Origin of the sequence: Streptomyces sp. NPDC006174, assembly GCF_040614075.1 — a bacterium.
Lineage (GTDB): Bacteria > Actinomycetota > Actinomycetes > Streptomycetales > Streptomycetaceae > Streptomyces.
This window is the reverse complement of record NZ_JBEXTJ010000003.1, coordinates 137414-161040: the sequence shown is the minus strand read 5'-3', so window position 1 is coordinate 161040 and position 23627 is coordinate 137414. Positions and strand designations below refer to the sequence as shown.

The following is a 23627-nucleotide window of genomic DNA, read 5'->3' as shown; positions in this document are numbered from 1 at the left end:
ATGCCATTCCCGTTACGGGAGTGGGGTCGTCTAGCACCACGGGAGGCGCCTATGGCACGCAACGAACTCAGGCCCGTCGTGACCCTTCGGTCCACCGCCGGAACGGGCAGCAGCTACGTGACCCGTAAGAACCGCCGCAACACCCCGGACCGGCTGGAACTCCGCAAGTTCGACGCCGCCGCCGGGCAGCACGTCCTCTTCCGCGAGACCCGCTGACCGCACCGAGCCGGCCGCACGGAGGAGAGCCTCGCACGTCACCACCGCCGACACCGGCGATGAGGAAGGAACGCATCGATGAAGCCCCGTATCCACCCCGTCTCCCGTCCCGTGGTCTTCCGTGACCGCGCCGCGGACGTCGCCTTCCTGCCCCGCTCGACCGCCGACTCCGGCGAGCGCATGGCCTGGGAGGACGGCAACACCTATCCCGTCATCGACGTGGAGACCTCGGCGGCGAGCCACCCGTTCTACACCGGAGGCCGCCAGGTGCTCGACACGGAAGGCCGCGTTGAGCGATTCCGTCGCCGTTACGGCACCGACGAGGCGTCCAGGAGCTGACCGGCGCCGGTCCCGACCGGCGGCGGAACCGGGGATTCCGTGCCATGGATCACATCCACGGGGGCGGGTTCCCGGGAACAGTCCTAGATGGTTTATCGTTCATCTATACGTGGGTGTGAGGGGGACCGTGTCCCCGGGCCTCACCGCCGGCCCATGGGGAAGCTCGCACCGCCGAAGCCCCATGCAGCCCCTCGCCGAGAGGCGACCGCCCTTCACGCCCGCACTCAAGCCGCCCCGGCTGGATTCCCCCGATCCGGCCGGGGCTTCCTCGTACTCCGGCCCTCGCGCCACCCTGGTTCGAGGACCATCGCCCCGGCCGCCAGGACGACCGCACCCAGCGCGGCCCCGGGGCTCCACCACCGTTCGGTCAACGCCGCGAGCGCGGCCCCGGCCACCACCGCCGCCAGCCGCCCCAGCACCCAGACATCCCCAGGCTCCAGCTTCCGCGCCGCCGCACGCCCGGCGAGAGAGGTGAGGGTCCCCGTGAAGTAGTTCGTGGGCGTCGCCCGTACGCGTCCCTGGATGCCCATCGCCAGCGACACGAGCGCCAGCAGCCCGAGCCGGTCTCCGTACGACGCGACCAGACCGAACCCCCACAGCACGGCCGCCACCTCGAGCAGGACGACCTCGGCCAGGAGCAGCACCCGCAGCGGAGACCCGGCCATCGACGCACTGCACGCCACCCCGCAGACGTACGCCGCCAGCGCGGTCACCACCCGCAGCGCCACGCCGTCCTCACCGGCGCCGGCGGCCGAGGCGCCGAGCAGGACCAGATTTCCGGTCATCACGCCCGCGAAGACCTGGCCCACACAGAGGAAGGCGAACGCGTCCGCCGCCCCGGAGGCCGCGGACAGGAGCAGCAGCGCCCACGCGCCGCGCCCAGGAGAGCTCTCGGCCCGTGGCGCGGCGGAGGACGGGGACGGAGGCGGGGGAGGGGAGTGCACGCGAGCATTCTCGGTACGCACACACGCCCGGCCCACACGCCGCGCCGCTCTCCCGGGAGGGCCCTCGACGCCGTCGGCCAGGCGGCCGGAGCCTCACCGCTCACGCAGCCCGTGGTTCCCAGTTCACATCGTCTCGTGGAGGTCCTTCGCGTAGTGCTCGATGGCCGGCCGGTACTGCTGGACGTGCCGGTCGTCACTGGTCGACGCCACCAGCCGCAGCAGCAGCTGCATCGCCTCGTGGTGCTCCGCCGTGTTGAACAGCGCCATCGCCAGGAACGTCTGCAGCGCCCCGTCGTCCGGGAACTCCTCGATGCCCCGGCGCAGCGTCTCCACGGCCTGCCCGTACCTCCCCAGCACCCGGTAGGTGCTGCCAAGCCCCAGCAGAGCCCCCCGCCGCTCCTCCGCGCTCAGGCCCGTCCCGGCCAGGCTGCGTTCGTAGTACGCCACCGCCTCGCTCTCCAGGCCCAGGACATCGTGGACCCACGCGGTCCGGTAGGCCACCTCCGCGTCGTCGGGGAACTGGGCGGTCAGGGCGAGCAGCCGCTCGCGCGCCTCGCCGGCCCGGCCCTCCTCACGCAGCCGGTCGGTCTCGGCCAGCAGATCCTTCTTCTCACGTGCGCTCATGAGCCCATCGTCGCAGGCGGTGCGGGACGGCCGGGCGTTTTCGAGGTGCGGACGTCCACCGGTGTGTTTTCCGTTCCGGCGCGGGCATCTGTCCGCCATGACTGCAGAGACGAAGCCCCTTACGCGACAGGGGACATGGAAACGCGTATTGCTGAGGGTGACCGTCCTGACGGTGGTGCTGCTCGGGCTGGTGGCCTTCTCCGTCTTCCTGGCCAAGGTGACGCTGACACCCTCACCGGCCTCCGAGGACATCGTCACCTCGAACCTCCAGCCGGGCAGGTCGCTGCGCCAGTACGCCGAGAACTACACCTTCCTCGCCGCGTGCAAGCAGGCGGGCGGCAATCTGCTGCTCGGCGTGCCCTTCGGACTGCTGCTGCCGTTCCTCGTGCCGCGCCGCCTGCGGATGATCAGCATGACGCTGCTGACCGCCGCCGTGATGGTCATCGTGGAGCTGGTCCAAGGCGCCCTGGTCACCGGCCGCGCCTTCGACATCGACGACGTCATCCTCAACACGGCGGGCGCGCTGATCGCCTACTTGCTGGTCGGCCGCCGGATCAGCCACCACTACCACGCGCACGCGCACACCCCGCGGACTCCGGTGGCGAAGCCCGTGGAGACGACGAGGACGGCGACGGCAACGAAGACCGGTACGAAGGACAGGACCACGCCCAAGGCGAAGGAACCGTCCAAGGCCGGAGCGGCGACCGGCGCCCGCCCGGCCAAGGCCAGGGGCTCGAACGGACGCCCCACCGGCGACGGCTCCCAGCCCGGCTCCGGCCGCGCACTCCTGAACCGGCTCCGCAGGCGCTGACCGCGCGGAAGCTCACCGGAGCGGGGTCGCTGAGCCTCACCGGAACCGGCTCTCGCGGACCTGCCCGGAGAGGCCTGACCCGACCACGAGGCCGCCTGGCGAACGAACGGAGATCGGATGTCGGTCGACCTCATCGGCTTTCTCGGCGTGGTCATGCTGGCTTACGTGGTGCCCGGACCGGACTTCCTCGTGGTCGTCCGGTCGGCCGCCGAGCACCCGTCGAAGGGCCGGGCCGCGGCGCTGGGAGCTCAGGCGGGCCTGTGTGTGCACATGGTCGCCGCCGCCGTCGGGCTGTCGGTCGTCGCCGCCCGCTCCCCGGCGGTTTACGACGCCATCAAGCTGCTCGGCGCCGCCTACCTCGTCCATCTCGGCATCCGGGCCGTGCTCGCCGCTCGGCGGGCCGCCCGGGACCGGTCCGGGGCCACAGGCACGGACGGGCCCGCCGTGCCGGAAGCGCCCGAGGAGGAGCAGTCGCCCGGAGCCCGGTGGCGGTCCGGGTTCACCCAAGGGCTGCTCACCAATGTCCTCAACCCCAAGGCAGCGCTGTTCTTCCTGAGCATCCTGCCGCAGTTCGTCCACGGTGATGGATCGCCGACCCGTCAGATCTTCTTCCTCGGCACCTTGGACATCGTCATCGGCGTCGTCTACTGGTTCGTCCTGGTCCTCGTCGCCGCACGTCTGCGGGCCCTGCTCGCCCGTCCCACGATCCGCCATCGCTGGGAACTGACGACGGGATGGCTCTTCATCGCCATCGGGATCGGTATCGGCGTCGCGGCAGCCTGAAACCCGCGCGCGCTGCCCACCGTCTTCGGCCGCTCGCGGGCCCGTCCACATCCCCGTACCCGAACTGGCCCATTCCGTAAGGCAGATGGGTTGAAAGCCCGGCTGCGGGTCACATGCACTCCATGACGTCCAGCGACGCAACCACGGATCCGGCCCCGCAGAGCGGGCAGAAGCGCACGTCCCGGCCCGCTCTGCGGGGGGTGCTGAAGGTCGTCGGCATCGGCGCGGCGGTCCTGGCCCTGCTGTTCGCCGGTAGCCGGCTCAGTCTGCTGCCGGGGCTCGACAGCCTCTTCGGGGAGGAGACCCACGACCGGTCCGGTCCCGCGGTCCTCAAGTCGATCAAGGACATGAGTGCGTACGAGGCGGCCTCGGGCAACTTCCAGGTCGTCGTCGACCTGGAGAAGGACGCCAAGTTCCTGCCCGACGCGGTACGCGGCACCCGCATGCTGTTCGTCGGCGCGGGCACCGTCGGCGCCTCCGTCGACCTCGGGAAGGTCACCGAGGACGGCGTCGTCGTCAACGAGGACCGCACCACCGCCGAGATCCGGCTGCCGCACGCGGTGCTGGGCAAGCCGGCTCTCGACCCGGACCGCTCCTACACCGTCTCCAAGCAGCGCGGACTCCTCGACCGGCTCGGCGACTTCTTCTCCGACAACCCGAGCAGCGAACAGGCGGTCAACCAGCTGGCCGTCCGGCACATCGGCGAGGCGGCGAAGGAGAGCGGGCTGACCGCCCGCGCCGAGAAGAACACCGCGGACATGCTGAAGGGTCTGCTCGGCTCCCTCGGCTTCGAGCGTGTCACGGTCCGCTACGGCGACGACCAGGGCTGACAGGCCCCGGCGACCCGGCGCGGTGACGGTCCCTCCCGGCCCGCGCCCGGTCGCCGCCCCTCCCGTCACTCGCACCCGCTCCCTTGACGCGTACGCGACGGTGAGTATGGTCTAGGCCAAGTGCAAGGCCTTTCCGGCACCGGTCATCAGGTCTGTCCGGCAAGGGACTTGCAGCCCTTCGCGCCTCGTTGGCCCCACACTCGCGAGGCCTCGCCGCCGACTCCGGGCCCCCCACGGCCCGCCACCGCGCGGTGCGGTCTCATGTGAAGGAGAAGCATGCACGCGAAAAGGAAGACCGCACTCGCCGTCGGCGCCGTCCTCGCCCCGGTCCTCGCCCTGAGCCTCCCGGCGAGCTCCGCCAGCGCCCACGGCTACATCTCCAACCCGCCGAGTAGGCAGGCCCAGTGTGCCGCCGGAACAGTCAGCTGCGGCTCGATCAGCTACGAACCGCAGAGCGTCGAAGGCCCGAAGGGGCTGACCAGCTGCAGCGGCGGCAACAGCGGGTTCGCCGAGCTCGACGACGACTCCAAGGGCTGGGCGGTCACCCCGGTGAACCGCTCGCAGCAGTTCGAGTGGAAGCTCACCGCCCGCCATTCGACCAGCACCTGGCAGTACTTCGTCGGCGGCGAGAAGATCGCCGAGTTCGACGACGGCGGCGCGCACCCCGGCGCCACCGTCACCCACCAGGTCGACTTCGGCGACAAGACCGGCCGGCAGAAGGTGCTCGCGGTCTGGAACATCGCGGACACCGTCAACGCCTTCTACGCCTGCATCGACGTCAACGTCAGCTAGCCGCAGGCACTGTTCCACCCACCGCGCCCCGGCCGGGCCGTGCTCCTCCCGGCCGGGGCGCGGTGCTGTCCCGCCGCGGATCGGCGGGATCCGGCATGGCGCGGACGCTCCAGGTAGCCGAACGGTTACCCTTCGTCAGCTGTCTGATTGATCATCAGTGCTCGAGGGGATCCCTGAATGAACCGCATGCGTACCGTATTTGCCGCGCTCGGCATCACCGCCGGACTGATCACCGCGCCCACCGCGAACGCGGCCCCGCAGCCCGACACCCCGGTCGCCGCCGGGCGGCACGAACCCTGCACCGGCGAGTACCGCGGCGACGCCCGGCTCGGCCCGAAGTGGCTGCCGAACAACCGCCTGGCCCCGGTCGGCCCGCTGCTGAAGGGCTACCAGCGCACCGGCGACCTCTCCCCGCAGGCCTTCCTCAAGAAGTACTGGGAGGGTCCCGCGGACACCGGAAGCTGGAAGTACCCGCCCAACGACGGCTTCGGCGAGGTGAACGGCGAGATCGACAAGGGGCCCGCCAAGCTCCGCACCGGCCAGCGCCTGGACCGCTTCGGCTCGGAGTACGGCGCCTACCTGGCCCCGGCCGGTGACGCCTACGCCGAGCGTGCGTTGCCCCCGCAGAACCTCAACACGCGGGAAGCGGCGACCCCCTGCGACTACCGCGTCTACAAGGTGGCGAAGCCCTTCTGGGTCTGGCAGGGCAGCATCGCGCCGTGGTTCGAGCAGCCCGGCGGCGGCCGGCAGATCAAGCTCGACCCGGTCTTCCTGAACCCGGGTGAGGGCCAGCGGCTGAACGTGAAGTGGCTGCTGGACCACGGCTACCTCACTTCGGCCGCGTAACACCTCGTGGACCGTCAGGCACTGCACGCCGCACTCGTGGAGGCCAAAATCCCCGGCGGCTACTACCGGATCGAAGGCGTCCACGAGCCGGCCCCCACCCCGCCCGACTTCCTCTTCCTGCGACGGGCGGAGAACGGCGGCTGGGAGACCGGCGCGTACGAACGCGGTCAGGCCGACATCCTCGCCCGCCACCCGGACGAGGCCACCGCCTGCGTGCACCTGCTGCGGCTGCTCGTCTGACCCTCCTCCCTTTGCCGATACGGCAAAGATCCTTGTACGGGCGGTGGACGCCCGCGAATGATCGTGACCGGGCGGCCGGACCGGACTTGAGGCCCGGCCGCCCGACCGCACCCGTCACGAACGCTCCGTACCCGTGGAGCCTCCCAGGAGGAACCGTGCCGCAGCCCCCGACGGACCCTGCCATCCCCGCCGAGAAGGGCCCGGTCCACCGCCTCGTGGACACCCCCGGCGGCCGGATCCACCTGGTCGAGCAGGGCACCGGCCCGCTCGTCCTCCTCGTCCACGGCTTTCCCGAGTCCTGGTACTCCTGGCGTCACCAGCTGCCCGCGCTCGCCGCCGCCGGATACCGGGCCGCCGCCATCGACGTACGCGGCTACGGGCGTTCCGCCAAGCCCGCCGCCACCGACGCGTACCGCATGCTCGCGCACGTCGCCGACAACACCGCCGTCGTCCACGCCCTCGGCGAGGAGACCGCCACGGTCGTCGGCCACGACTGGGGCTCGCCCATCGCCGCCAGCAGTGCGCTGCTCCGGCCGGACGTCTTCACCGCCGTGGCCCTGCTCAGCGTCCCTTACACACCTCGAGGCGACCAGCGCCCCACCGACGGCTTCGCCCGGATCGGCGGTGACGAGGAGTTCTACGTCAGCTACTTCCAGAAGCCCGGCCGGGCCGAGGCGGAGATCGAACGGGACGTACGCGGCTGGCTCGCCGGCTTCTACACCGGCCTCACCGGCGGCACCCTCACTCCCCAGGAGCACGGCAAGCTCTTCTTCGTACCGCCGGGAGCGCGCCTCGCAGACCGCCTCCCCACCGGCCCGCTGCCCGCCTGGCTCACCGAGGCCGACCTCGACGTCTACAGCGGCGAGTTCGAACGCTCCGGCCTCACCGGCGCGCTCAACCGCTACCGCAACGTCGACCGTGACTGGGAGGACCTCGCCGCCTGGCACGGCGCGCCCATCACCCAGCCCTCCCTCTTCATCGGCGGCGCGCTCGACGCCTCCACCACATGGATGGCGGACGCCATCGACGCCTACCCGACCACTCTCCCCGGCCTCTTTGCCGCGCACATCCTCGAAGGCTGCGGCCACTGGATCCAGCAGGAGCGGCCCGACGAGGTCAACCGGCTGCTGACCGAGTGGCTGAGCGGGCTGCGGTAGGCCGGGCTCAGCCGGCAGGGCCCCGGGTCGCCGCCGTCGCCCGGAGCAGATCCCGTACGAGAGTGAAGTCGATCTTCTCCGGCGTACGGAAGCGGAGACACCCCTTGCCCCTGTCGTGGCCGGCCAGCCGGTCCGCGAACGCGTCGCGGACATCGGTGCGCAGGAGGTGGAACGAGATGTACTGCTTCTGGCTCGCGAAGGCGACCTCGCCGGTCCCGTCCCGCTCGTAGACGGGCATGCCGTACGCCATCACCTCGCGGAACCCCGGCAGCTCCGCGCGGCACAGCGCGCGCAGCTCGGTGAGTGCGGCCCGGCGCTCCTCCGGCAGCTCGGTGAGGTACTGATCGACGTCTTCCGCACGGCTCTGGACCATGCGCCGATCCTAAGGCGGGCGGCGCGTGTGTGTCGGAGCGTGGTTCGCGCGGGCCCGGAGGTGAAGGTGGACGGATGAACAGTGCGAACATGCTGGCCGAAGCGTTCGACCGGGTCGCGGAAGCGGTCCACGGGGCCGTCGAAGGGCTCTCGGCCGACGACCTCAATGCCAGGATCGGCGACGGGGCGAACTCGATCTCCTGGCTGATCTGGCACCTCACCCGGGTCCAGGACGACCACATCGCCGACGCCGCCTCCACCGGCCAGATCTGGCTCACCAAGGGCTGGGCCGAGCGGTTCGGGCTCCCGTTCGACGAGGCGGCGACCGGTTACGGGCACAGCAGCGAAGAGGTCGGCGCCGTCCGCGTCGACTCCGCCGACCTGCTCCTCGGCTACTACGACGCCGTCCACGAGCAGACCCTCGGCTTCGTCCGCGGCCTGGACGGCCGCGCCCTCGACCGCATCGTCGACGAGGCCTGGTCGCCTCCGGTGACGCTCGGTGCCCGGCTGATCAGCGTCATCGCCGAGGACCTCCAGCACGCGGGCCAGGCCGCCTTCGTCCGGGGCGTACGGGAACGGGCGTGAGACCGGGGTGCGGAGGAAGCGCCTCCGCACCCCGTGCACCCGTTCAACAGCGGTGCCATACTCGGAAGAAGTCCGCCGCAGAGGCTTGTCATCGTCCGAAAGGCGACACGTCATGAGCTGGGCATCGTGGACGACCAGCGGTGTCTTCGCGGGAACAGGCGGAGTCCGCACCGAAGAAGCCGGCATCCTGAGCGGAGACCTCACGGTGCACACGACGTGGTCCGACGACCAGGCGTCGGTGGCCGTGCAGTACAGCGGATCCTCCGACTGGTTCACCTTGGCGGGCAGCCCCGTGCCGTGCGGATCCGAGGAGGAGAGCCGCGCCTTCCACCAAGGCGTGGTCGAGGCGGTGCGCGCCGGCGCCGGTGCCACGGTCCCACCGGACGGCACCGCCCCCGCAGCACCGCCCGCCCCTGCCTGAGACCTGTCCGTGGCCTGCCGGAGGCCGCGACCCGGCGCGTCCGCCGCGCCCCATAGAGTGACCCGACAAGATCCGTTCCTCACCGGGGCGGGTGCGCGGGACATGGGGCGAGGAGCGGCGTGATGGTGCGTGCGGGTGCACGGCGGGCGGGGACGAGAAGGAACCGGCCGTTCTGGGTGGAGCTTCCGCTCCTCATCGGGATCGCTCTGATCCTGGCGCTGCTGATCAAGACCTTCCTCGTCCAGGCCTTCTCCATCCCGTCGGATTCCATGCAGAACACGCTGCAGAAGGGCGACCGGGTCCTCGTCGACAAGCTGACACCGTGGTTCGGATCCGAGCCGGAACGCGGTGAGGTGATCGTCTTCCACGACCCGGACGGCTGGCTGGACGAGGTGGCTGTCGACCCGCCCAACACCGTGCAGAAGGCGTTGAGTTTCGTCGGCCTGATGCCGTCGGCCGAGGAGAAGGACCTCATCAAGCGGGTGATCGGCGTCGGCGGCGACACCGTGGAGTGCGCCGGCGACGGACCGGTGAAGGTCAACGGCAAGGCGCTGGACGAACCGTATGTGTTCCCCGGCAACACCCCGTGCAGCAATGACGACAAGGGCACCTTCAAGGTCACCGTCCCGCCGGGCAAGCTCTGGGTGATGGGCGACCACCGGCAGGCCTCGGCGGACTCCCGCTACCACAGCGACGACCGCAACAAGGGCATGGTCCCGGTCGACGAGGTCGTCGGCCGCGCCGTCGTCATCGCCTGGCCGGCCGGCCGCTGGAACACCCTGCCCGTCCCCGCCACCTTCTCCGCACGCTGACGGCTACCCGGCCCGGTCGAACTTGCGTACGTAACGCCGCTGCCACGGGGTCTCCACCGCACGCGGGTGGTACCCGCGCCGGACGAAGGCCACCGCCTCCTCGGATGGGACCCCGTCCAGCACGGCCAGACACGCCAGTGCCGTCCCGGTCCGCCCGATCCCGCCGCCGCAGGCGACCTCGACCCGCTCGCCGGACGCCCGCCGCCACACCTCCTCCAGCAGCTCCCGGGCCTGGTGCGGATCGGCCGGAAGCCGGAAGTCCGGCCACCGCAGCCACCGCGACTCCCAGCCGGCCGGCGGAGGCGTACGTCCCAGCAGATACACCGCGAACTCCGGCTCGGGGCCCTCGGGCAGCGGGTTGCGCAGGCCCCGGCCGCGGATCAGGCGTCCGGAGGGCAGTGTCAGTACGGCCCGCTCGGCCGCGTCCCAGCTCTCGCTCATGCCGGTCAATCTAGCCACCGGTAGCGGTATGGGGCACAAGATCGGAGATCTTGTGCCCCATACCGTGAGCGCTCCAGGTCAGGCGGTCACACCCACCCGCGCATCGACGACCGCCGCCTCTTCGGCAGGCACCGCGGCCGTCCGGCGGGCGCCCTTGAGCAGGACGACCAGCGCGGTCGCCACGAGGGTGCCGGCGGCGATCGCCAGCAGGTACAGGAACGGTTCACCGATCAGCGGCACGACGAAGATGCCGCCGTGCGGAGCGCGCAGGGTGCACCCGAAGGCCATCGACAGCGCACCGGTCACCGCGCCACCCGCCATCACCGACGGGATCACCCGCAGCGGATCGGCGGCGGCGAACGGAATCGCGCCCTCGGTGATGAACGAGGCGCCCAGCACCCACGCCGCCCGCCCGTTCTCCCGCTCGGTCTTCGTGAACAGCTTCTTCCGTACGGTGGTGGCCAGCGCCATCGCCAGCGGCGGGACCATCCCGGCCGCCATGACCGCCGCCATCACCTTGAGGCTGCCGTCGGTCGGATCGGCGAGACCGCCGACCGCGAAGGCGTACGCCACCTTGTTCAGCGGGCCGCCCATGTCGAAGCACATCATCAGGCCGAGGACGACACCGAGGATCACCGCGTTGGAGCCGGAGAGACCGTTCAGCCAGTCCGTGAGGGCGCTCTGCAGCGCGGCGATCGGCTTGCCGACCACGATGAACATCAGGAACCCGACCACCGCGGAGGCGATCAGCGGGATCACCAGCACCGGCATGATCCCGCGCAGCGTCGGATGGACCGGGACCCGCTGGATGGCCATCACCACCGCACCGGCCAGCAGACCGGCGACCAGACCGCCGAGGAACCCGGCGTCCACGGTGAGCGCGATCGCACCGCCGACGAACCCGGGCACCAGCGCGGGACGGTCGGCCATCCCGTACGCGATGTACCCGGCGAGCACCGGCACCAGGAAACCGAAGGCGGCGGAGCCGATCTGGTTGAGCAGCGCGGCCCAGCTGTCCGCCTGGCTCCAGACGAAGTGGTCGGCGACCGACTTGGCGTCCGCGATCTCGTAGCCGCCGATGGCGAACGACAGCGCGATCAGCAGACCGCCCGCCGCGACGAACGGCACCATGTAGCTCACGCCGGACATCAGATACGTACGCAGCCGGACCCCGAAGTGCGCTCTGTCCGCACCGGCCTCCGGCCCCTCTCCGCCCTGCGGTACGGCGGCGATCTCACCGCGCTCCGCCTTGCGGCGGGCCTCCGCGATCAGCTCGGCGGGCCGGTTGATGCCCGCCTTCACTCCGACGTCCACGAGCGGCTTGCCGCCGAAGCGGCCCTTCTCGCGCACCTCGACGTCGTGCGCCCAGACGACCGCGTCGGCGGCGGCGATGACGGCGGGGTCCAGCTTGCTGAACCCGGCCGACCCCTGGGTCTCCACGGTCACCTCGACGCCTTCGGCCTGGCCGGCGGCGGTGAGGGCCTCGGCGGCCATGTAGGTGTGCGCGATGCCGGTGGGGCAGGAGGTGACGGCGACGATCCTGAAGGGACCATCTGCTTCGGTCTCCTCGGCCGCCGGTATCGGCGTCGCCGGTTCGGCCTCCGGCGCCGGCTCCTCGCCGCGGATCAGCGCGGCGACCCGGCCCGGATCGTCCCCGGCGCGCAGTGCGGCGGTGAACTCCGGGTCCATCAGCCTGCGGGCCAGCCCCGACAGGATCGTCAGATGGTCGTCGTCGGCCCCGGCCGGCGCGGCGATGAGGAAGACGAGGTCCGCCGGGCCGTCGGCCGCGCCGAAGTCGATGCCTTGCGCGCTGCGTCCGAAGGCCAGCGTCGGAGCGCTCACATGCTCGCTCCGGCAGTGCGGGATGCCGATCCCGCCGTCGAGGCCCGTCGGCATCTGCGCCTCGCGGGCGGCGATATCGGCCAGAAAGCCGTCGAGGTCGGTGACGCGGTGCGCGGCCACCATCCGTTCGGCGAGCGACCGCGCGGCGGCGTCCTTCGTTGCGGCGGACAGATCGAGGTCGACCAGGTCCGCGGTGATCAGCTCACTCATCGCGGTGCTCCTTGCTCGGGGACCGCCGGGCGGCGGGCTTGCAGGGGTGAGTACGGCGGTCATGGGGCGGGCTCCGTCAGCGGGCGGTCCAGAGGGACATCGGCACTCGACGTGACCGCCGACAGGTCGAGGTCGGCCGGTGTCGGCATGAGGCTTCCGGCCAGCTGCACCGCCGCCGCTCCGTGCGCGACGGCCGAGGCGAGCGCTCGTGGCCCCTGGCCGCCCGCCGTCAGGAAACCGGCGAGTGAGGCGTCACCGGCGCCGACGTTGCTGCGTACGGTCGTCACGCGGGCGGTTGCGAAGTACGACCCGGCCTCCTCCACCAGCAGCTGCCCGTCCGCCCCCAGACTGGCCAGCACCGCCCGGGCGCCGCGCTCGCGCAGCTCCTCGGCCGCCTTCAGCGCGTCGCCGATCGTGATGAGCGGGCGGCCGACGGCCTCGGCCAGTTCCTGGGCGTTGGGCTTGATCACGTCAGGCCCTTCCTTCAGCGCGGCGGTCAGCGCCGCACCGGAGGTGTCCAGCGCGATCCGCGTACCGGCCCGGTGGCTCCGCGCGACCAGCTCCGCGTACCACTGCGGCGACAGCCCGCGCGGCAGGCTTCCGCAGCACGCGATCCAGCCGGCGGAGGCGGAACGGGTCCGCACCGCCTCCAGCACGTCCTCGGCCTCGGCGGCGCTCAGCTCGGGCCCGGCGGCGTTGATCTTGGTGAGTGTGGAGTCGGGTTCGACGAGCGTGATGTTGATCCGGGTACTGCCGGTGACCGGGACGCCGGCGGCCTCGATGCCGTGCTCGCCGAGCAGCCGGGCCAGCAGCGCGCCTTCCGGCCCGCCCATCGGAGCGACGGCGACCGTGCGGTGACCGGCCGCCGCGACCGCCCGGGAGACGTTGACGCCCTTGCCGCCCGGGTCGACGCGGTCGGCCGTGGCGCGCAGGACCGTGCCGCGGACCAGGCCCGGCAGCTCGTAGGTGCGGTCCAGGCTCGGGTTGGGGGTGACGGTGAGGATCATGCGCGTACCACTTCCGTGCCCCGGCTCTCGATGGATCGGGCGTCGTCGGGGCTGAGGCCCGTGTCGGTGATGAGGAGGTCCACGTCGGTGAGGTCACCGAAGCGGGCGAAGTGCCGTTGTCCGAACTTGCCCGAGTCGGCGAGCAGGACGACCCGGCGGGCGGCCTTGACCACCGCGCGTTTCACGGCGGCCTCGGCGAGGTCGGGCGTGGTGAGGCCGCTGTCGGGCGCGAAGCCGTTGGTGGCGAGGAAGACGACATCGGCGCTGATCTCGGCGTACGCGCCGAGCGCCCAGGCGTCGACCGCCGCCCGCGTCCGGTGCCGGACCCGGCCGCCGACCAGGTGCAGCGCGATGCCCGGGTGATCGGCGAGGCGGGCGGCGACCGGCAGCGCGTGCGTCACCACGGTCAGCGCGGCATCGACAGGAACGGCCGCGGCGAGGCGGGCCGTCGTGGTCCCGGCGTCGATGATCACGTTGCCGTCCGTCGGCAGCTCGGCGAGCGCCGCCTGTGCGATGCGGTCCTTCTCGTCGGCGGCCACGGCGTCCCGCTCGGCGAGGTCCGGCTCGAAGTCGAGCCGCCCGACCGGAATGGCCCCGCCGTGCACCCGGCGCAGCAGCCCGGCCCGGTCCAGCGCCTTCAGATCCCGCCGCACGGTCTCGGCGGTCACCTGGAACTCCTCGGCCAGCGAGAGCACGTCGACCCGGCCGCTCTCCTGGGCGAGGCGGAGGATCTCCTGCTGACGCTCCGGTGCGTACATGTGGTTTCGTATCCGTTCCATGCCCGAGTCTGTGGTTTCGCGCTCAGGTTACGTCCGGGGTTCCGGAAAGTAAACACACTCAGGCAAGAAATGGGCATGGGTGGGCACGAGGTGAGCACTGACGGGCACATGCGTCGGCGGGGCGTACCGCTCATCGGTACGCCCCGCCGGTCCGCCCGCTCAGCGCTTCCCGGGAACACCCTCGCCGAGCGGCCGGGCGAGCAGTGGGGTGCCGGGCACCTGGTGTCCTCCGCTGGCGAGCATCCGTACCTCGCCCCGGTCGCTGATCTCGGCGCGGACGATGCCTGTCTCGTCCTCGTACACCGGAGATCCGCCCGCCCCGGTCCGGTCGGTCAGGCGGACGGCGACCACGTCGTCCTCGGCGCCGGACATCTGGAAGATCAGTTCGTAACGCTCCGTGTGCTGCATGACAGCCTCCCGGCGGGGCCTCGACGGCATGCGGCCCTGATCCCATTGTTTCGCACTCGGGTGCGCGCCGCCCGGGGAGAGGACGGCGGCCAACGGGCGGAGGTGTCCGGTCGATCGGGTGACTCCGGCCGGTAGGACAACATGACTGGCCGCCGCGAGGGCTAGGCATGCGTACATGAGACTTGAGCCCCGACGAAACAACCGTCTTTCCCCACGCTCCCGCAACCCCAGGGCGACCGGTGCCGCCGCCTGCCTGGCGGCCGCCGCTCTCCTGCTGACGGCCTGTGGTCAGAGCTCGGACAGTGCGACGTCCGCGGCCACCGAAGCCGCGAAGGTCCTTCCGCAGAAGACGACGGCTTCCCCGTCGGCCACCGCGGACCTGACCGAGGACCAGCAGGAACGCAAGAGGGTGCTGGACGCCACCGAGGTCACCTTCGACGACGCCGCGACGACCGCGGTCGGCGAAGTGGCCGGTGGCAAGCTCGTCGATCTGGACCTGGAAGGTGTGGACGACGACGACCGCGACGAGAGCCCCAGCCCGGCCGGCAGTCCGACCGGCAGCCCCAGCCCGACGGGCGGCACCGCGAGCCCGACCGGCAGTCCCGCCACGACCGGTTCGCCGAGCGCGAGCCCCGGCGCCGAAGGCCCGGTCTGGGTCGCGGAGGTCGCCGAGAAGGACGGCACGGTCCACACCGTGCGGATCAACGCGGTCGACGGCAAGGTGATCGAGGCCCGCGTCGACGCCGACCAGGACGCCGAGGACAAGAAGCAGACGGCCGACCGGCTCGCCCAGGCCACACAGACGCCCGAGCAGGCGGCCAAGGTCGCCACGGAGAAGAAGAAGGGGACCGTCACCTCGGTCGGCCTGGACGAGGCCGACGGCAACGACAGCAGCAGCGTCGTCTGGTCGGTCGACGTGGTCGGCTCCGACTGGAAGAAGACCACGTTCGACGTGGACGCCAAGAACGACACCATCGTCCGCGAGGAGACCGACAACGACTGACCGTCCCCGGACGGGTCACCGATACGCGGTGAAGGGGTACGCCGGACACCCGGCGTACCCCTTCCTCTATGCCCGCGACGGCTTCCGCCGCTCCAGCAGCCGGCAGACGAAGTCCTCCTGGAGGCCGCGCAGGGTGGCCAGCAGCCGTGGGTTCGTCACGCTGTTGACCTGCGAGGTGAGCGAGACGGTCAGCGACCGCTTGCCGTCCTTGGTGGCCGCCGCGAGCTGGGTGTAGCCGGGGAAGTTGCCGGTGTGGCCGTACACCGTTCCGCACTTCGTCCGGTACGCGAAGAGGCCGAGTCCGGCCTCGTTGCGCCCGGGGCCCGCCGGTTCGGAAGCGCCCGCGACGAACGTGAGCTGCTCACGGCGGATCTGCGGGCTCAGGTCCCGGCCGCCGGCCCAGGCGCGGATGAACGTGCCGAGGTTCTCGGGCGTGGAGACGATGCCGCCCGACGCCCACACCCCGGAGGCGCTGATCGCGGTGGAGAGGTCCTCCGGCGGATTCGGCGGGTCCACGTCGTAGCCGTGCAGGTACGGCTTCGGCAGCCGGTATCCCTGAGGGAGCGAGGTGGCGCGCAGCCCCAGCGGCCGGTAGACGATCTCCGCCAGCAGCCGCTCGTACGGCGTGCCCGTCGCTGCCTCGGCCACCAGGGCCACGGCGATGTTGTCGGAGTTGGAGTAGCGGTACGCCGAACCCGGCCGGAACCGCAGCGGTTCCCCGGCGACGTACCGCAGCAGCTTGCGCGAGTCGAAGTGCCGGCGCGGGTCGGCCGCGAACTCGGCGATGAACGCCGGCGACTCGGTGTAGTCCGGCAGCCCGCTGGTGTGGTCGAGGAGCTGGCCGACGGTGACCCGGTGCCAGGCGGCCGGCAGGCGTGGCAGCCACCGGCCGAGCGTGTCGTCGAGCGAGAGGCGCCGCTGGTCGGCCAGGTGCAGCGCGACCGCGCCGCTGAAGGCCTTCGCCACGCTGGCGATCCGCATGTGGTCCGTGGGCTGCGGCGGCCGCCCGGTGCCGACCTCGGCCGTACCGGCGCGGTACACCTCGCCGCGTCCGCCGGTCTTCAGTACGGCGATGGCTCCGGGCGGCCCGCCGGGCGTCTCGACCAGCGCCTGGAGCCTGCGCTGCAGTTCACGGTCGACCGGCCCGTGCGGGCCGCCGCCCGCGTCGCCGCCCGCCTGGGCCGGACCGGTCATCAGCCCGGCGAGCGAGGCGGCGGCCACGGCAGCGACGACGGCTCTTCGCCGCAGCGGCCGGGAAGGGGCGCGCAGAAGGGGACGAGTGGGCACGGGCGTACCTCCTGAGGTGGGGTCGAGGCGGCGGGCCTTGGGCGCGGTCGCACGGAAAGGGGCCGGGCACCGCTTCTACGTCCCGGGCCCGATGCGCCCGACAGCTCCCTGGCCACTGGCTGCCGCGAGCTCAGCATCAGGCGGCCGCGCGGTGCCTGCCCGCGAGGGTGGGCCGTCCGGCGGATCAGTGCCACGCCGTGAGGAGGTTGGTGCGCCGCTTCGGGGAACGGCTCACCTGAGGGGAGTTGTGGAACGTGGCACTCACGAAGGGAGCTGGCGCTCCAAGGCGTGTGCCAGGCCGCGTTCGGCGTCGTCGGCGGAGGCGCGGCGGTAGGCGCTCTCGTACGCCGTGTTCCCGGCCGCCTGCCGTGCGCACAGCTCCCACTGCTCCCGGATCGCTCCGAGCTCGGGCGTTCCGCGGTGCGGGTGGCCGATGATCCGCCAGTACGTGTGTCCCGTGCCGGAGGTGCGGGCCGCCGCGACCCCGTCCCCCTGGGCGGCGATGGCACCGGCGAGGAGGTCGAGGCCGAGCGCGATGCCGAGGCTGTCGTGGAGCTCGTGCTTGCTCGCGAGCATGGCGCGGGCGTGGCTTTCGGCGTGGCGGGGGCGGCCCTGGAGCAGGTGAATGAGGGCGAGCTGGTGATCGGCGTAGGCCCGCGCCCAGTGCTCACCGAAGCGCAGGCTTATCCGCTGGAGCCGCGTCGCCTCCTCGTACGCCTCGTCCAGGCGGCCCAGCGCCGACAGAGCGAAGAGGCGTATCACTCGGCACCGCATCTGCGAGGGGGCTTCGGCGGGGTCGCCGGGATGCTGCCGTAGAGCGTGGTCGCTGACCAGGTGCGCGGTCTGCGGACGGCCCATCATCAGATAGGTGAAGCTCATCGAGTGGGCCGCCGAGAGGGCCCCTTCGGCGTCCTGGCCGAGCCGGGCCGCCTCCTCGCACTCCTTGCCTACGCGGCGGGCCGCCTCATGGTCGCCCTGGAGGGTCAGCGTGATGCCGAGGGCCCAGAGCGCGCGGGTGCGGTGCGGACCGGCCGACAGGGGCAGGGCCAGCACCCGCTCCAGGTAGGCGCGGGCCTGGTGCAGATGGCCGCAGCAGCTCCAGAACAGACCGGCGCACCCGGCCATCTCCATCGCCCGCTCGGGATCCTCGGCCAGCAGGTGTTCCAGGGCCGCGCAGAGGTCCGCGTGGGTGGAGGCGACCCTGCGGTACCACTCGACCTGCCGTGGGCCCAGCCAGCCGGTGTGCGCCTGCACGGCCGTCTGCGCGAAGTGCCGGGCGTGCCGGTCCGTGAGGAGCGCGTCCTCGGCCAGTTCGGCGAGCCACATGGCCCCGTACTCGCGCAGTGTGTCCAGCATCCGGTAGCCGTCGCCGGTCCGCCGGAGCACGGACTGCTCGGCGAGGCTTTCCAGCGCCGGGCCGATCTCTCCGGCCCCGAGCGGCCCGCCCGCGCAGACCGCCTCGGCGTCGGCCGTCATGATGACTCCTCGGAAGACGGAGAGCCGCGCCCACAGCAGCCGCTCCAGCGGCGCGCAGAGCTCGTGGCTCCAGCCGATCGTGGTGCGCAGCGCGCGGTGGCGGCGCGGCCAGAGCGTGTCGTCGCTCAGCGCGTCCAGCCGGGAGGCCAGCCGCCCGGTGATCTCCTGTGCGCTGCTCTCCCGGAGCTGCGCACAGGCCAGCTCGACGGCGAGCGGTATCCCTTCGAGGCGGCGGCAGATCTCGGCCACGGCGGCCGTGTCGCCCGGAGAGTCGAGCGTCAGCCCCGGGACGACGGTGGCGGCGCGGTCACGGAAGAGCCGGACGGCCTCGTCGCCGCCCTCGCCCGCCGAGAGCGGCGGAACTTCCACGGCGTGCTCGCCCTCCGCGCCGAGCGGCTGTCGGCTGGTGGTGAGCACGGTCAGACCCGGCGCGGCGGAGAGCAGTTCGGTGACGAGCTGCCGGCAGGAGTCGACGACGCGCTCGCAGCAGTCGAGGACGAGCAGCAGATTCCGGTCGGAGAGCCACTCGCACAGTGCGGCCACCGGACGGCGAGGACTGTGGTCCAGCAGCCCGACACCGTCGCAGACCGTCGTGGTGAGCAGCTGGTCGTCGTCCAGATGGGAGAGGTCGGCCCACCACACGCCGTCCGCATACCGCTCCCGGACCCGCTCGGCGGTCTGCAGGGCCAGGCGGCTCTTGCCGACCCCGCCGCTCCCGCTGAGAGTGACCAGCCGGTGATCCCGAAGTGCCCGGTCGATGCTGTCCAGTTCGCCGTCGCGGCCGACGAAGCTGGTCGACACGACAGGGAGGTTGCCCATCACGGAGGCCATCCTGCCTCGCCGAGCCGCACGGCCTCCGTTCATAGCGAAAAGCAGTCAGAAACGGCTGACAATGACTCCTGTCCGATCGGAAGTCGACACACATGAAAGGTCGTCTCAGAGCACGCCGGCGAGCGACTCCAGGGCCCCGACCGGGTCCGGTCCGACCGGAGCGAGGACGGCATCGGTGACGCCTGCCGCACCCAGCTCCTCCAGCCGGACACGGGCCGTCTCCGGCGTTCCCGTGACCGCGAGCCGCGCGACCCAGGCATCGGGCAGGCGGCCGGTGAACTCCTCCCGGGTCGAGCACGCCGCCCGCAGCTCCACCAGCTCACGGGCGATCGGGAGCGGCGCGATGTGGGCGTGCCAGTCCGGCTCGCCGATCCACTCGAGACCGGGCCGGGCCGCGGCGAGAGCCGCCTCGGGATCGGCGCCGACCGAGGCGACGTTGTAGGCGACCAGGCGGTGCGGGCGGGTCGCCGCGATGTGCGCGAGGGCCGCCCGCGCGTACTCGGGAGCGACGGGCTCGGCCAGGATCGTCCCGTCGGCCACCTCACCGGAGACCGCGAGGGACTTGGGGCCCCGGACGCCCGCCAGGATGTCGGGCACCACGTCGGGCAGCGCGCCGTTCTCCAGCCGGACGCCGTCGAGGTGCACGTACCGCCCCTGCCTCTCCAGGGTCTCGCCGCGCAGCAGCGCGCGCAGGGCCTCGATGTACTCGTGCAGGAAGGTGAGCGGGCTCTTGGGCCACTGTCCGGCGCTCCGCATCCAGCCCGGCATGCCGTGTCCGACGCCGATGTCGGTCCGGCCCGGGAAGAGCTGGGCCAGCGAGGCGGTCTCCATGGCCGCGAACGCCACGTTGCGGGCTCCGGCCGGCAGCAGCCCGATGCCCACCCGGATCCGGGAGGTGGAGGCCAGTACGGCGGCCGCCTGGGCGATCCCGCCACGGAAACCGAGATCCTCCACGACCCACACCGAGCCGAACCCCAGCTCCTCGGCCCTGCGGGCGAACGGCAGGATCAGCTCCGTGGGCAGATCACGCGGCAGCAGGACGCCTACGGCGGGGGAGGGGGTCGGGGAAGGCACAGGTGTTCTCCTCGGGGTCTCGGCGTACGCATCAGGTCCGGAGCGTACGGATCAGGTCCGGAGCGTACGGATCAAGGGTGTACGGAGAACCTAGCGAACCCGGCCCCGTGGCCTCCGGGCGCCAGGAGCCCGGGAGCGTTGTCAGACCCCTGCGTTACGTTGCTGCCATGACGAACTTCGTACTCGTAGCAGGCGCCTGGCTCGGCTCGTGGGCGTGGAGCGATGTGCTGCCCGACCTGCGCGCGGCCGGGCACGTGGTCCATCCGCTGACGCTGTCGGGCCTCGCCGACAAGCAGGGTGCGAGGGCCGGACAGCAGACCCATGTCGACGACATCGTCGATCATGTCGAGCGCCTCGGTCTGCGGGACGTCGTCCTGGTCGGTCACAGCTACGCGGGCATTCCGGTCGGACAGGCGGCGGAGCGGATCGGCGACCGGCTGGCCCGTGTGGTCTTCGTGGACGCCGTCGTTCCGGCGGACGGCGGGTCGTTCGTGTCGAGCTGGCCGGAGGGCCGGGCGCAGGTCGAGGCGGCGATCGCCGCGCACGACGGCTTCTGGCCTCCGCCGGCGGCCGCCGACTGCGCGGGCCAGGAGCTCGGCGAGGCGGCGACCGCCCGGCTCGTGGCGGGCGCGACACCGCACCCGGGCACCACTCTCACCGAACCGGCCGTCCTGCGCGGCACCCTCGCCCCGCTCCCCACGACGTACGTCAAGTGCCTGCTCGACGGAGCCGAGCCGAGCCCCGACGTGGTCGCGCTCCTGAAGGGTGAGCGGTGGGAGCTGGTCACGATGGAGACGGGCCACTGGCCGATGTTCTCCCGCCCGCGCGAGCTCGCCCGAGTCCTCCTGGACGCCGCCGGGACCGGGCGATGACGGCGGGCACCGGTCCGGAGCCCGGCAAGCAGCACCGCGCCGAGCCGGTGACGGAACACCCGGAGATCACGTTCATCGGATGCGCCCGGTGCGGCACTCAGATCGCCGGGCTCGACGGCCGGTACGCCTGCTCGGGCTGCGGCTGGGTGAACGAGTGGACCGAGGGCCACCGGCCCCTGCCCGCCGCCCGGCGCCGCCGCGCCCATGGGACGCCCGCCTCGCGCCCGCAACAACCCTGAACCGGACGCGGCATGCGGTGACGGGCCGTCTCCGGCAGCCGCCGGGACCGCGGTCCGGTCGTCGTTCCGGCAGGTCCGGAGGCGTCTCGTTCCCCGGACCGGGGATCGCGGCGTCCGCCGACCACCACGTACACTCGCCCCCGCTCCGCCGACCGGCGGGGCTTTCGCACCAGACCTGGCAGGGAAATCCGCATGAGTTCCGCAGACAGCACCGAAGCACCGATCTACGCAGGCCTCGTGGAGGAGCAGGGAGACGTGCTCGCCGAGGTTCGGCGCGTGGCCGAGGAGGTCCTGCGCGACGCGGACCGCGCGGTCGACTTCGGCGGCGCCCGGTCGGCCGCCGCCTTCCGCTAGGCCAGGCGCGGACCGCCTGACGATGGACACGTCCATCACGAGACGATAAACGTCTTGCAACTATTGCCATATTCTTGCGTATCCGAGGCGACGGCTTACTGAAGAACTGTCGTCGGCGAGAGTGGGTGGGGCCGCGGTACGGCCGAGCGTCCATCGGGGCACCGGTGTCACCGCGGCCACCCGGCGGCAGGCGCCGAAACACGCGCCCCGGCCCCGGTGAGCGGCCCGTACATCAGTGCGGAGAGCGCTCCCAGCCTGCCGGTGGCGGATGGCGGGCGAGCGCGTAGTCGCCGCCGATCCGGCCCTCGTAACCCTATCCAGGGCCACTCCGGAAACCTTCCGAACCCCTCCGGAGCCTTCCCGCTCCCTCCTCGCGCCCGCCGCGCCCCACCGTGCCTCTCCGCGTTTCCCGTAGCGCCGAGTACCTCTGTGGCTGCCACCGCTTGCGGATGTTTGCGGCAGCGTCGTGCCCGTAATAGCCGGACCCACCCCTCCGTGTACAGCCCTTCACCCGTACTTCTGCGGGCCCTTGTCGTAGTCGGCAGGCACAAGCTGTCAATGATTTACGAAATCAACGTGACATCTTGCGGACATTCGTCGGCGGTGGTTGAGTGTGGTCCGCCGCACAGCTCGGGGCTGTGGGCTTCCCGCACTCCTGCCCTAAAGGGGTCCACCGATGAGAAGTTCTGTTCTTCGTCGTACCTGCACCGCCGCCGTCGCCGCCGCACTGGCCGTCACCGGCCTGGCCGCCTGCAACTCCGAGGGCGAGAGCGCCGCGGACGGCAAGACGCGCATCACGGTCAACTGCTGGCCCCAGCCGAGTGCGAAGATCGACCACCAGCGGTTCGACGAGGACGTCAAGACGTTCGAGAAGCAGAACCCGGACATCGACATCACCGCGCGCGACGCCTTCCCGTGCCAGGACCCCAAGACGTTCGACGCGAAGCTGGCCGGCGGTCAGATGGAGGACGTGTTCTACACGTACTTCACCGACACCGAGCGGGTCGTCTCCATCAACCAGGCCGCGGACATCACCGAGTACGTCAAGGACCTCAAGGCGTACAAGGACATAGCCCAGCCCCTGCGGGACGCGTACACGGTCGACGGGAAGATCTACGGCGTCCCGCGCACCAACTACTCGATGGGCCTGCTCTACAGCAAGGCGCTCTTCACCAAGGCCGGCCTCGACCCGGAGAAGCCGCCGGCCACCTGGCCCGAGGTGCAGGCCGCCGCCAAGAAGATCGCGGGCCTCGGCAACGGCACCGTCGGCTTCGCCGAGTACAGCGCCCAGAACCAGGGCGGCTGGCACTTCACCGCCCACATCTACTCGCAGGGCGGCTCGGTCGTCAGCGAGGACGGCAAGAAGGCCACGGTCGACACCCCAGAGGGCAAGGCGGTCCTGCAGAACCTCAAGGACATGCGCTGGCGCGACAACTCCATGGGCGCCAAGCAGCTCCTCATCATCAACGACACGCTCCAGATGATGGGCTCCGGCAAGCTCGGCATGTACCTCGCCGCCCCCGACAACGTGCCGCGCATCGTCAAGGAGGCCGGCGGGAAGTACGAGGACCTCGCGTTCGCCCCGATGCCCGGCGGCCAGGGCACGCTCATGGGCGGCGACGGCTACATGTTCAACAAGAAGGCCACCCCCGAGCAGATCAAGGCCGGCCTCAAGTGGCTGGAGTGGACCTTCCTCACGCCGGGCCAGGGCTATATGAACAACTACGCCCGCGCCGCCGAGGACAAGTCGCCGGTCGGCCTGCCCGAGCCGCGCCTGTTCACCGGCGCCACCGACGCCAAGGACCAGGAGCTGAAGAAGGCGTCCGCCAACGTGCCGGTGGAGAACTACCAGGCGTTCACCGACGGCGGCCAGCAGCTCGACATGAAGCTGGAGCCCAAGCACGGCCAGCAGATCTACGCCGTCCTCGACGGCGCCGTCTCCGCGGTGCTCACCAAGAAGGACGCCGACATCGACCAGCTCCTCAAGGACGCCCAGTCCAAGATCGACGGAATCCTGACCCGGGGCTGATCC

At 71.6% G+C, this 23627-nt stretch carries 28 protein-coding genes; 17 read left to right on the top strand and 11 right to left on the bottom strand.

Going from position 1 to position 23627, the window contains the following annotated elements:
- Window positions 1–51 precede the first annotated feature (51 nt).
- Entirely contained in the window at window positions 52–216 is a 165-nt protein-coding gene (gene rpmG / locus ABZ267_RS08470; protein ID WP_018515115.1) for a 50S ribosomal protein L33, read from the top strand.
- Between the two features lie 78 nt (window positions 217–294).
- Window positions 295–555 carry a type B 50S ribosomal protein L31 gene (locus ABZ267_RS08465; RefSeq protein WP_356750682.1) on the top strand — a complete coding sequence of 87 codons (261 nt, stop codon included), beginning with the start codon at window positions 295–297 and terminating at the stop codon, window positions 553–555.
- Window positions 556–779: 224 nt separating this feature from the next.
- On the opposite strand, the gene ABZ267_RS08460 is transcribed toward ABZ267_RS08465, so the two are convergent.
- Together ABZ267_RS08460 and ABZ267_RS08455 are read right to left on the bottom strand one after the other, a co-directional pair.
- Window positions 780–1415 carry a YoaK family protein gene (locus tag ABZ267_RS08460; protein ID WP_356750819.1) on the bottom strand — a complete coding sequence of 212 codons (636 nt, stop codon included), beginning with the start codon at window positions 1413–1415 and terminating at the stop codon, window positions 780–782.
- Between the two features lie 207 nt (window positions 1416–1622).
- The gene (locus ABZ267_RS08455) at window positions 1623–2123 is read right to left on the bottom strand and encodes a tetratricopeptide repeat protein (RefSeq protein WP_356750680.1); all 501 of its coding nucleotides are present in this window, start codon (window positions 2121–2123) and stop codon (window positions 1623–1625) included.
- 97 nt (window positions 2124–2220) lie between these two features.
- Between ABZ267_RS08455 and ABZ267_RS08450 the strand changes: the two genes are divergently transcribed.
- From ABZ267_RS08450 to ABZ267_RS08420, 7 genes are all read left to right on the top strand, one after another.
- On the top strand, window positions 2221–2934 hold the full coding sequence (locus ABZ267_RS08450) for a VanZ family protein (protein WP_356750678.1): 714 nt from the start codon (window positions 2221–2223) through the stop codon (window positions 2932–2934).
- A gap of 117 nt (window positions 2935–3051) precedes the next feature.
- On the top strand, window positions 3052–3717 hold the full coding sequence (locus tag ABZ267_RS08445; RefSeq protein WP_356750676.1) for a LysE family translocator: 666 nt from the start codon (window positions 3052–3054) through the stop codon (window positions 3715–3717).
- 122 nt (window positions 3718–3839) lie between these two features.
- Complete coding sequence (locus ABZ267_RS08440; protein ID WP_356750674.1) at window positions 3840–4547, top strand: DUF4230 domain-containing protein; 708 nt, start codon at window positions 3840–3842, stop codon at window positions 4545–4547.
- A 276-nt stretch (window positions 4548–4823) separates the two neighbouring features.
- A complete protein-coding gene (locus ABZ267_RS08435; RefSeq protein WP_356750672.1) occupies window positions 4824–5339 on the top strand; it encodes a lytic polysaccharide monooxygenase auxiliary activity family 9 protein in 516 nt (171 codons plus the stop codon).
- A 177-nt stretch (window positions 5340–5516) separates the two neighbouring features.
- Complete coding sequence (locus tag ABZ267_RS08430; RefSeq protein WP_356750670.1) at window positions 5517–6185, top strand: TNT domain-containing protein; 669 nt, start codon at window positions 5517–5519, stop codon at window positions 6183–6185.
- 6 nt (window positions 6186–6191) lie between these two features.
- Entirely contained in the window at window positions 6192–6425 is a 234-nt protein-coding gene (locus ABZ267_RS08425) for a hypothetical protein (RefSeq protein ID WP_356750668.1), read from the top strand.
- Window positions 6426–6580: 155 nt separating this feature from the next.
- A complete protein-coding gene (locus ABZ267_RS08420) occupies window positions 6581–7582 on the top strand; it encodes an alpha/beta hydrolase (protein ID WP_356750666.1) in 1002 nt (333 codons plus the stop codon).
- Window positions 7583–7589: 7 nt separating this feature from the next.
- Here ABZ267_RS08420 and ABZ267_RS08415 read toward each other — a convergent pair whose 3' ends face one another.
- Window positions 7590–7955 (bottom strand): DUF1801 domain-containing protein, encoded by a 366-nt coding sequence (locus tag ABZ267_RS08415; protein WP_356750664.1) that lies wholly within the window; start codon window positions 7953–7955, stop codon window positions 7590–7592.
- A 74-nt stretch (window positions 7956–8029) separates the two neighbouring features.
- Between ABZ267_RS08415 and ABZ267_RS08410 the strand changes: the two genes are divergently transcribed.
- From ABZ267_RS08410 to lepB, 3 genes are all read left to right on the top strand, one after another.
- On the top strand, window positions 8030–8539 hold the full coding sequence (locus ABZ267_RS08410; RefSeq protein ID WP_356750662.1) for a DinB family protein: 510 nt from the start codon (window positions 8030–8032) through the stop codon (window positions 8537–8539).
- A gap of 112 nt (window positions 8540–8651) precedes the next feature.
- The gene (locus tag ABZ267_RS08405) at window positions 8652–8960 is read left to right on the top strand and encodes a hypothetical protein (RefSeq protein WP_356750660.1); all 309 of its coding nucleotides are present in this window, start codon (window positions 8652–8654) and stop codon (window positions 8958–8960) included.
- Between the two features lie 122 nt (window positions 8961–9082).
- The gene (gene lepB / locus ABZ267_RS08400; protein ID WP_356750658.1) at window positions 9083–9772 is read left to right on the top strand and encodes a signal peptidase I; all 690 of its coding nucleotides are present in this window, start codon (window positions 9083–9085) and stop codon (window positions 9770–9772) included.
- A gap of 3 nt (window positions 9773–9775) precedes the next feature.
- On the opposite strand, the gene ABZ267_RS08395 is transcribed toward lepB, so the two are convergent.
- The 5 genes from ABZ267_RS08395 to ABZ267_RS08375 all read right to left on the bottom strand — a co-directional run bounded on the left by ABZ267_RS08395 (window position 9776) and on the right by ABZ267_RS08375 (window position 14459).
- Window positions 9776–10213, bottom strand: a complete 438-nt coding sequence (locus tag ABZ267_RS08395; protein WP_356750657.1) for a protein-tyrosine phosphatase family protein — start codon at window positions 10211–10213, stop codon at window positions 9776–9778.
- Window positions 10214–10291: 78 nt separating this feature from the next.
- On the bottom strand, window positions 10292–12265 hold the full coding sequence (locus ABZ267_RS08390; RefSeq protein ID WP_356750655.1) for a fructose-specific PTS transporter subunit EIIC: 1974 nt from the start codon (window positions 12263–12265) through the stop codon (window positions 10292–10294).
- Window positions 12266–12324: 59 nt separating this feature from the next.
- Window positions 12325–13272 carry a 1-phosphofructokinase gene (pfkB, locus tag ABZ267_RS08385; RefSeq protein ID WP_356750653.1) on the bottom strand — a complete coding sequence of 316 codons (948 nt, stop codon included), beginning with the start codon at window positions 13270–13272 and terminating at the stop codon, window positions 12325–12327.
- The gene (locus ABZ267_RS08380) at window positions 13269–14030 is read right to left on the bottom strand and encodes a DeoR/GlpR family DNA-binding transcription regulator (RefSeq protein WP_356750817.1); all 762 of its coding nucleotides are present in this window, start codon (window positions 14028–14030) and stop codon (window positions 13269–13271) included. The genes pfkB and ABZ267_RS08380 overlap by 4 nt, the downstream gene beginning before the upstream one ends.
- Before the next feature lie 180 nt (window positions 14031–14210).
- The gene (locus ABZ267_RS08375) at window positions 14211–14459 is read right to left on the bottom strand and encodes a DUF6296 family protein (RefSeq protein WP_356750651.1); all 249 of its coding nucleotides are present in this window, start codon (window positions 14457–14459) and stop codon (window positions 14211–14213) included.
- 175 nt (window positions 14460–14634) lie between these two features.
- Here ABZ267_RS08375 and ABZ267_RS08370 point away from each other — a divergent pair, with 175 nt between their 5' ends.
- On the top strand, window positions 14635–15462 hold the full coding sequence (locus ABZ267_RS08370) for a PepSY domain-containing protein (protein ID WP_356750649.1): 828 nt from the start codon (window positions 14635–14637) through the stop codon (window positions 15460–15462).
- A gap of 66 nt (window positions 15463–15528) precedes the next feature.
- Here ABZ267_RS08370 and ABZ267_RS08365 read toward each other — a convergent pair whose 3' ends face one another.
- From ABZ267_RS08365 to ABZ267_RS08355, 3 genes are all read right to left on the bottom strand, one after another.
- On the bottom strand, window positions 15529–16749 hold the full coding sequence (locus ABZ267_RS08365) for a serine hydrolase domain-containing protein (RefSeq protein ID WP_356750648.1): 1221 nt from the start codon (window positions 16747–16749) through the stop codon (window positions 15529–15531).
- 261 nt (window positions 16750–17010) lie between these two features.
- Window positions 17011–19044 carry an NB-ARC domain-containing protein gene (locus ABZ267_RS08360; protein ID WP_356750647.1) on the bottom strand — a complete coding sequence of 678 codons (2034 nt, stop codon included), beginning with the start codon at window positions 19042–19044 and terminating at the stop codon, window positions 17011–17013.
- Between the two features lie 117 nt (window positions 19045–19161).
- Window positions 19162–20130 (bottom strand): LLM class flavin-dependent oxidoreductase, encoded by a 969-nt coding sequence (locus tag ABZ267_RS08355; RefSeq protein ID WP_356750645.1) that lies wholly within the window; start codon window positions 20128–20130, stop codon window positions 19162–19164.
- A gap of 167 nt (window positions 20131–20297) precedes the next feature.
- Here ABZ267_RS08355 and ABZ267_RS08350 point away from each other — a divergent pair, with 167 nt between their 5' ends.
- The 4 genes from ABZ267_RS08350 (at window position 20298) to ABZ267_RS08335 (ending at window position 23624) form a co-directional block, all read left to right on the top strand.
- Complete coding sequence (locus ABZ267_RS08350; protein ID WP_356750644.1) at window positions 20298–21002, top strand: alpha/beta hydrolase; 705 nt, start codon at window positions 20298–20300, stop codon at window positions 21000–21002.
- Complete coding sequence (locus ABZ267_RS08345) at window positions 20999–21241, top strand: hypothetical protein (RefSeq protein ID WP_356750642.1); 243 nt, start codon at window positions 20999–21001, stop codon at window positions 21239–21241. Before ABZ267_RS08350 ends, ABZ267_RS08345 begins: the two co-directional genes overlap by 4 nt.
- Before the next feature lie 192 nt (window positions 21242–21433).
- A complete protein-coding gene (locus tag ABZ267_RS08340; protein WP_356750640.1) occupies window positions 21434–21595 on the top strand; it encodes a hypothetical protein in 162 nt (53 codons plus the stop codon).
- 676 nt (window positions 21596–22271) lie between these two features.
- Window positions 22272–23624 carry a sugar ABC transporter substrate-binding protein gene (locus tag ABZ267_RS08335; protein ID WP_356750638.1) on the top strand — a complete coding sequence of 451 codons (1353 nt, stop codon included), beginning with the start codon at window positions 22272–22274 and terminating at the stop codon, window positions 23622–23624.
- Window positions 23625–23627: the final 3 nt, after the last annotated feature.

Coding starts and splice junctions, on each gene's coding strand:
- rpmG (WP_018515115.1), top strand. CDS start 52: ATGGCACGCAACGAACTCAGGCCCGTCGTGACCCTTCGGTCCACCGCC.
- ABZ267_RS08465 (WP_356750682.1), top strand. CDS start 295: ATGAAGCCCCGTATCCACCCCGTCTCCCGTCCCGTGGTCTTCCGTGAC.
- ABZ267_RS08455 (WP_356750680.1), bottom strand. CDS start 2,123: ATGAGCGCACGTGAGAAGAAGGATCTGCTGGCCGAGACCGACCGGCTG.
- ABZ267_RS08450 (WP_356750678.1), top strand. CDS start 2,221: ATGACTGCAGAGACGAAGCCCCTTACGCGACAGGGGACATGGAAACGC.
- ABZ267_RS08445 (WP_356750676.1), top strand. CDS start 3,052: ATGTCGGTCGACCTCATCGGCTTTCTCGGCGTGGTCATGCTGGCTTAC.
- ABZ267_RS08440 (WP_356750674.1), top strand. CDS start 3,840: ATGACGTCCAGCGACGCAACCACGGATCCGGCCCCGCAGAGCGGGCAG.
- ABZ267_RS08435 (WP_356750672.1), top strand. CDS start 4,824: ATGCACGCGAAAAGGAAGACCGCACTCGCCGTCGGCGCCGTCCTCGCC.
- ABZ267_RS08430 (WP_356750670.1), top strand. CDS start 5,517: ATGAACCGCATGCGTACCGTATTTGCCGCGCTCGGCATCACCGCCGGA.
- ABZ267_RS08415 (WP_356750664.1), bottom strand. CDS start 7,955: ATGGTCCAGAGCCGTGCGGAAGACGTCGATCAGTACCTCACCGAGCTG.
- ABZ267_RS08410 (WP_356750662.1), top strand. CDS start 8,030: ATGAACAGTGCGAACATGCTGGCCGAAGCGTTCGACCGGGTCGCGGAA.
- ABZ267_RS08405 (WP_356750660.1), top strand. CDS start 8,652: ATGAGCTGGGCATCGTGGACGACCAGCGGTGTCTTCGCGGGAACAGGC.
- lepB (WP_356750658.1), top strand. CDS start 9,083: ATGGTGCGTGCGGGTGCACGGCGGGCGGGGACGAGAAGGAACCGGCCG.
- ABZ267_RS08395 (WP_356750657.1), bottom strand. CDS start 10,213: ATGAGCGAGAGCTGGGACGCGGCCGAGCGGGCCGTACTGACACTGCCC.
- ABZ267_RS08390 (WP_356750655.1), bottom strand. CDS start 12,265: ATGAGTGAGCTGATCACCGCGGACCTGGTCGACCTCGATCTGTCCGCC.
- pfkB (WP_356750653.1), bottom strand. CDS start 13,272: ATGATCCTCACCGTCACCCCCAACCCGAGCCTGGACCGCACCTACGAG.
- ABZ267_RS08380 (WP_356750817.1), bottom strand. CDS start 14,030: ATGTACGCACCGGAGCGTCAGCAGGAGATCCTCCGCCTCGCCCAGGAG.
- ABZ267_RS08375 (WP_356750651.1), bottom strand. CDS start 14,459: ATGCAGCACACGGAGCGTTACGAACTGATCTTCCAGATGTCCGGCGCC.
- ABZ267_RS08370 (WP_356750649.1), top strand. CDS start 14,635: ATGAGACTTGAGCCCCGACGAAACAACCGTCTTTCCCCACGCTCCCGC.
- ABZ267_RS08360 (WP_356750647.1), bottom strand. CDS start 19,044: ATGGGCAACCTCCCTGTCGTGTCGACCAGCTTCGTCGGCCGCGACGGC.
- ABZ267_RS08350 (WP_356750644.1), top strand. CDS start 20,298: ATGACGAACTTCGTACTCGTAGCAGGCGCCTGGCTCGGCTCGTGGGCG.
- ABZ267_RS08345 (WP_356750642.1), top strand. CDS start 20,999: ATGACGGCGGGCACCGGTCCGGAGCCCGGCAAGCAGCACCGCGCCGAG.
- ABZ267_RS08340 (WP_356750640.1), top strand. CDS start 21,434: ATGAGTTCCGCAGACAGCACCGAAGCACCGATCTACGCAGGCCTCGTG.
- ABZ267_RS08335 (WP_356750638.1), top strand. CDS start 22,272: ATGAGAAGTTCTGTTCTTCGTCGTACCTGCACCGCCGCCGTCGCCGCC.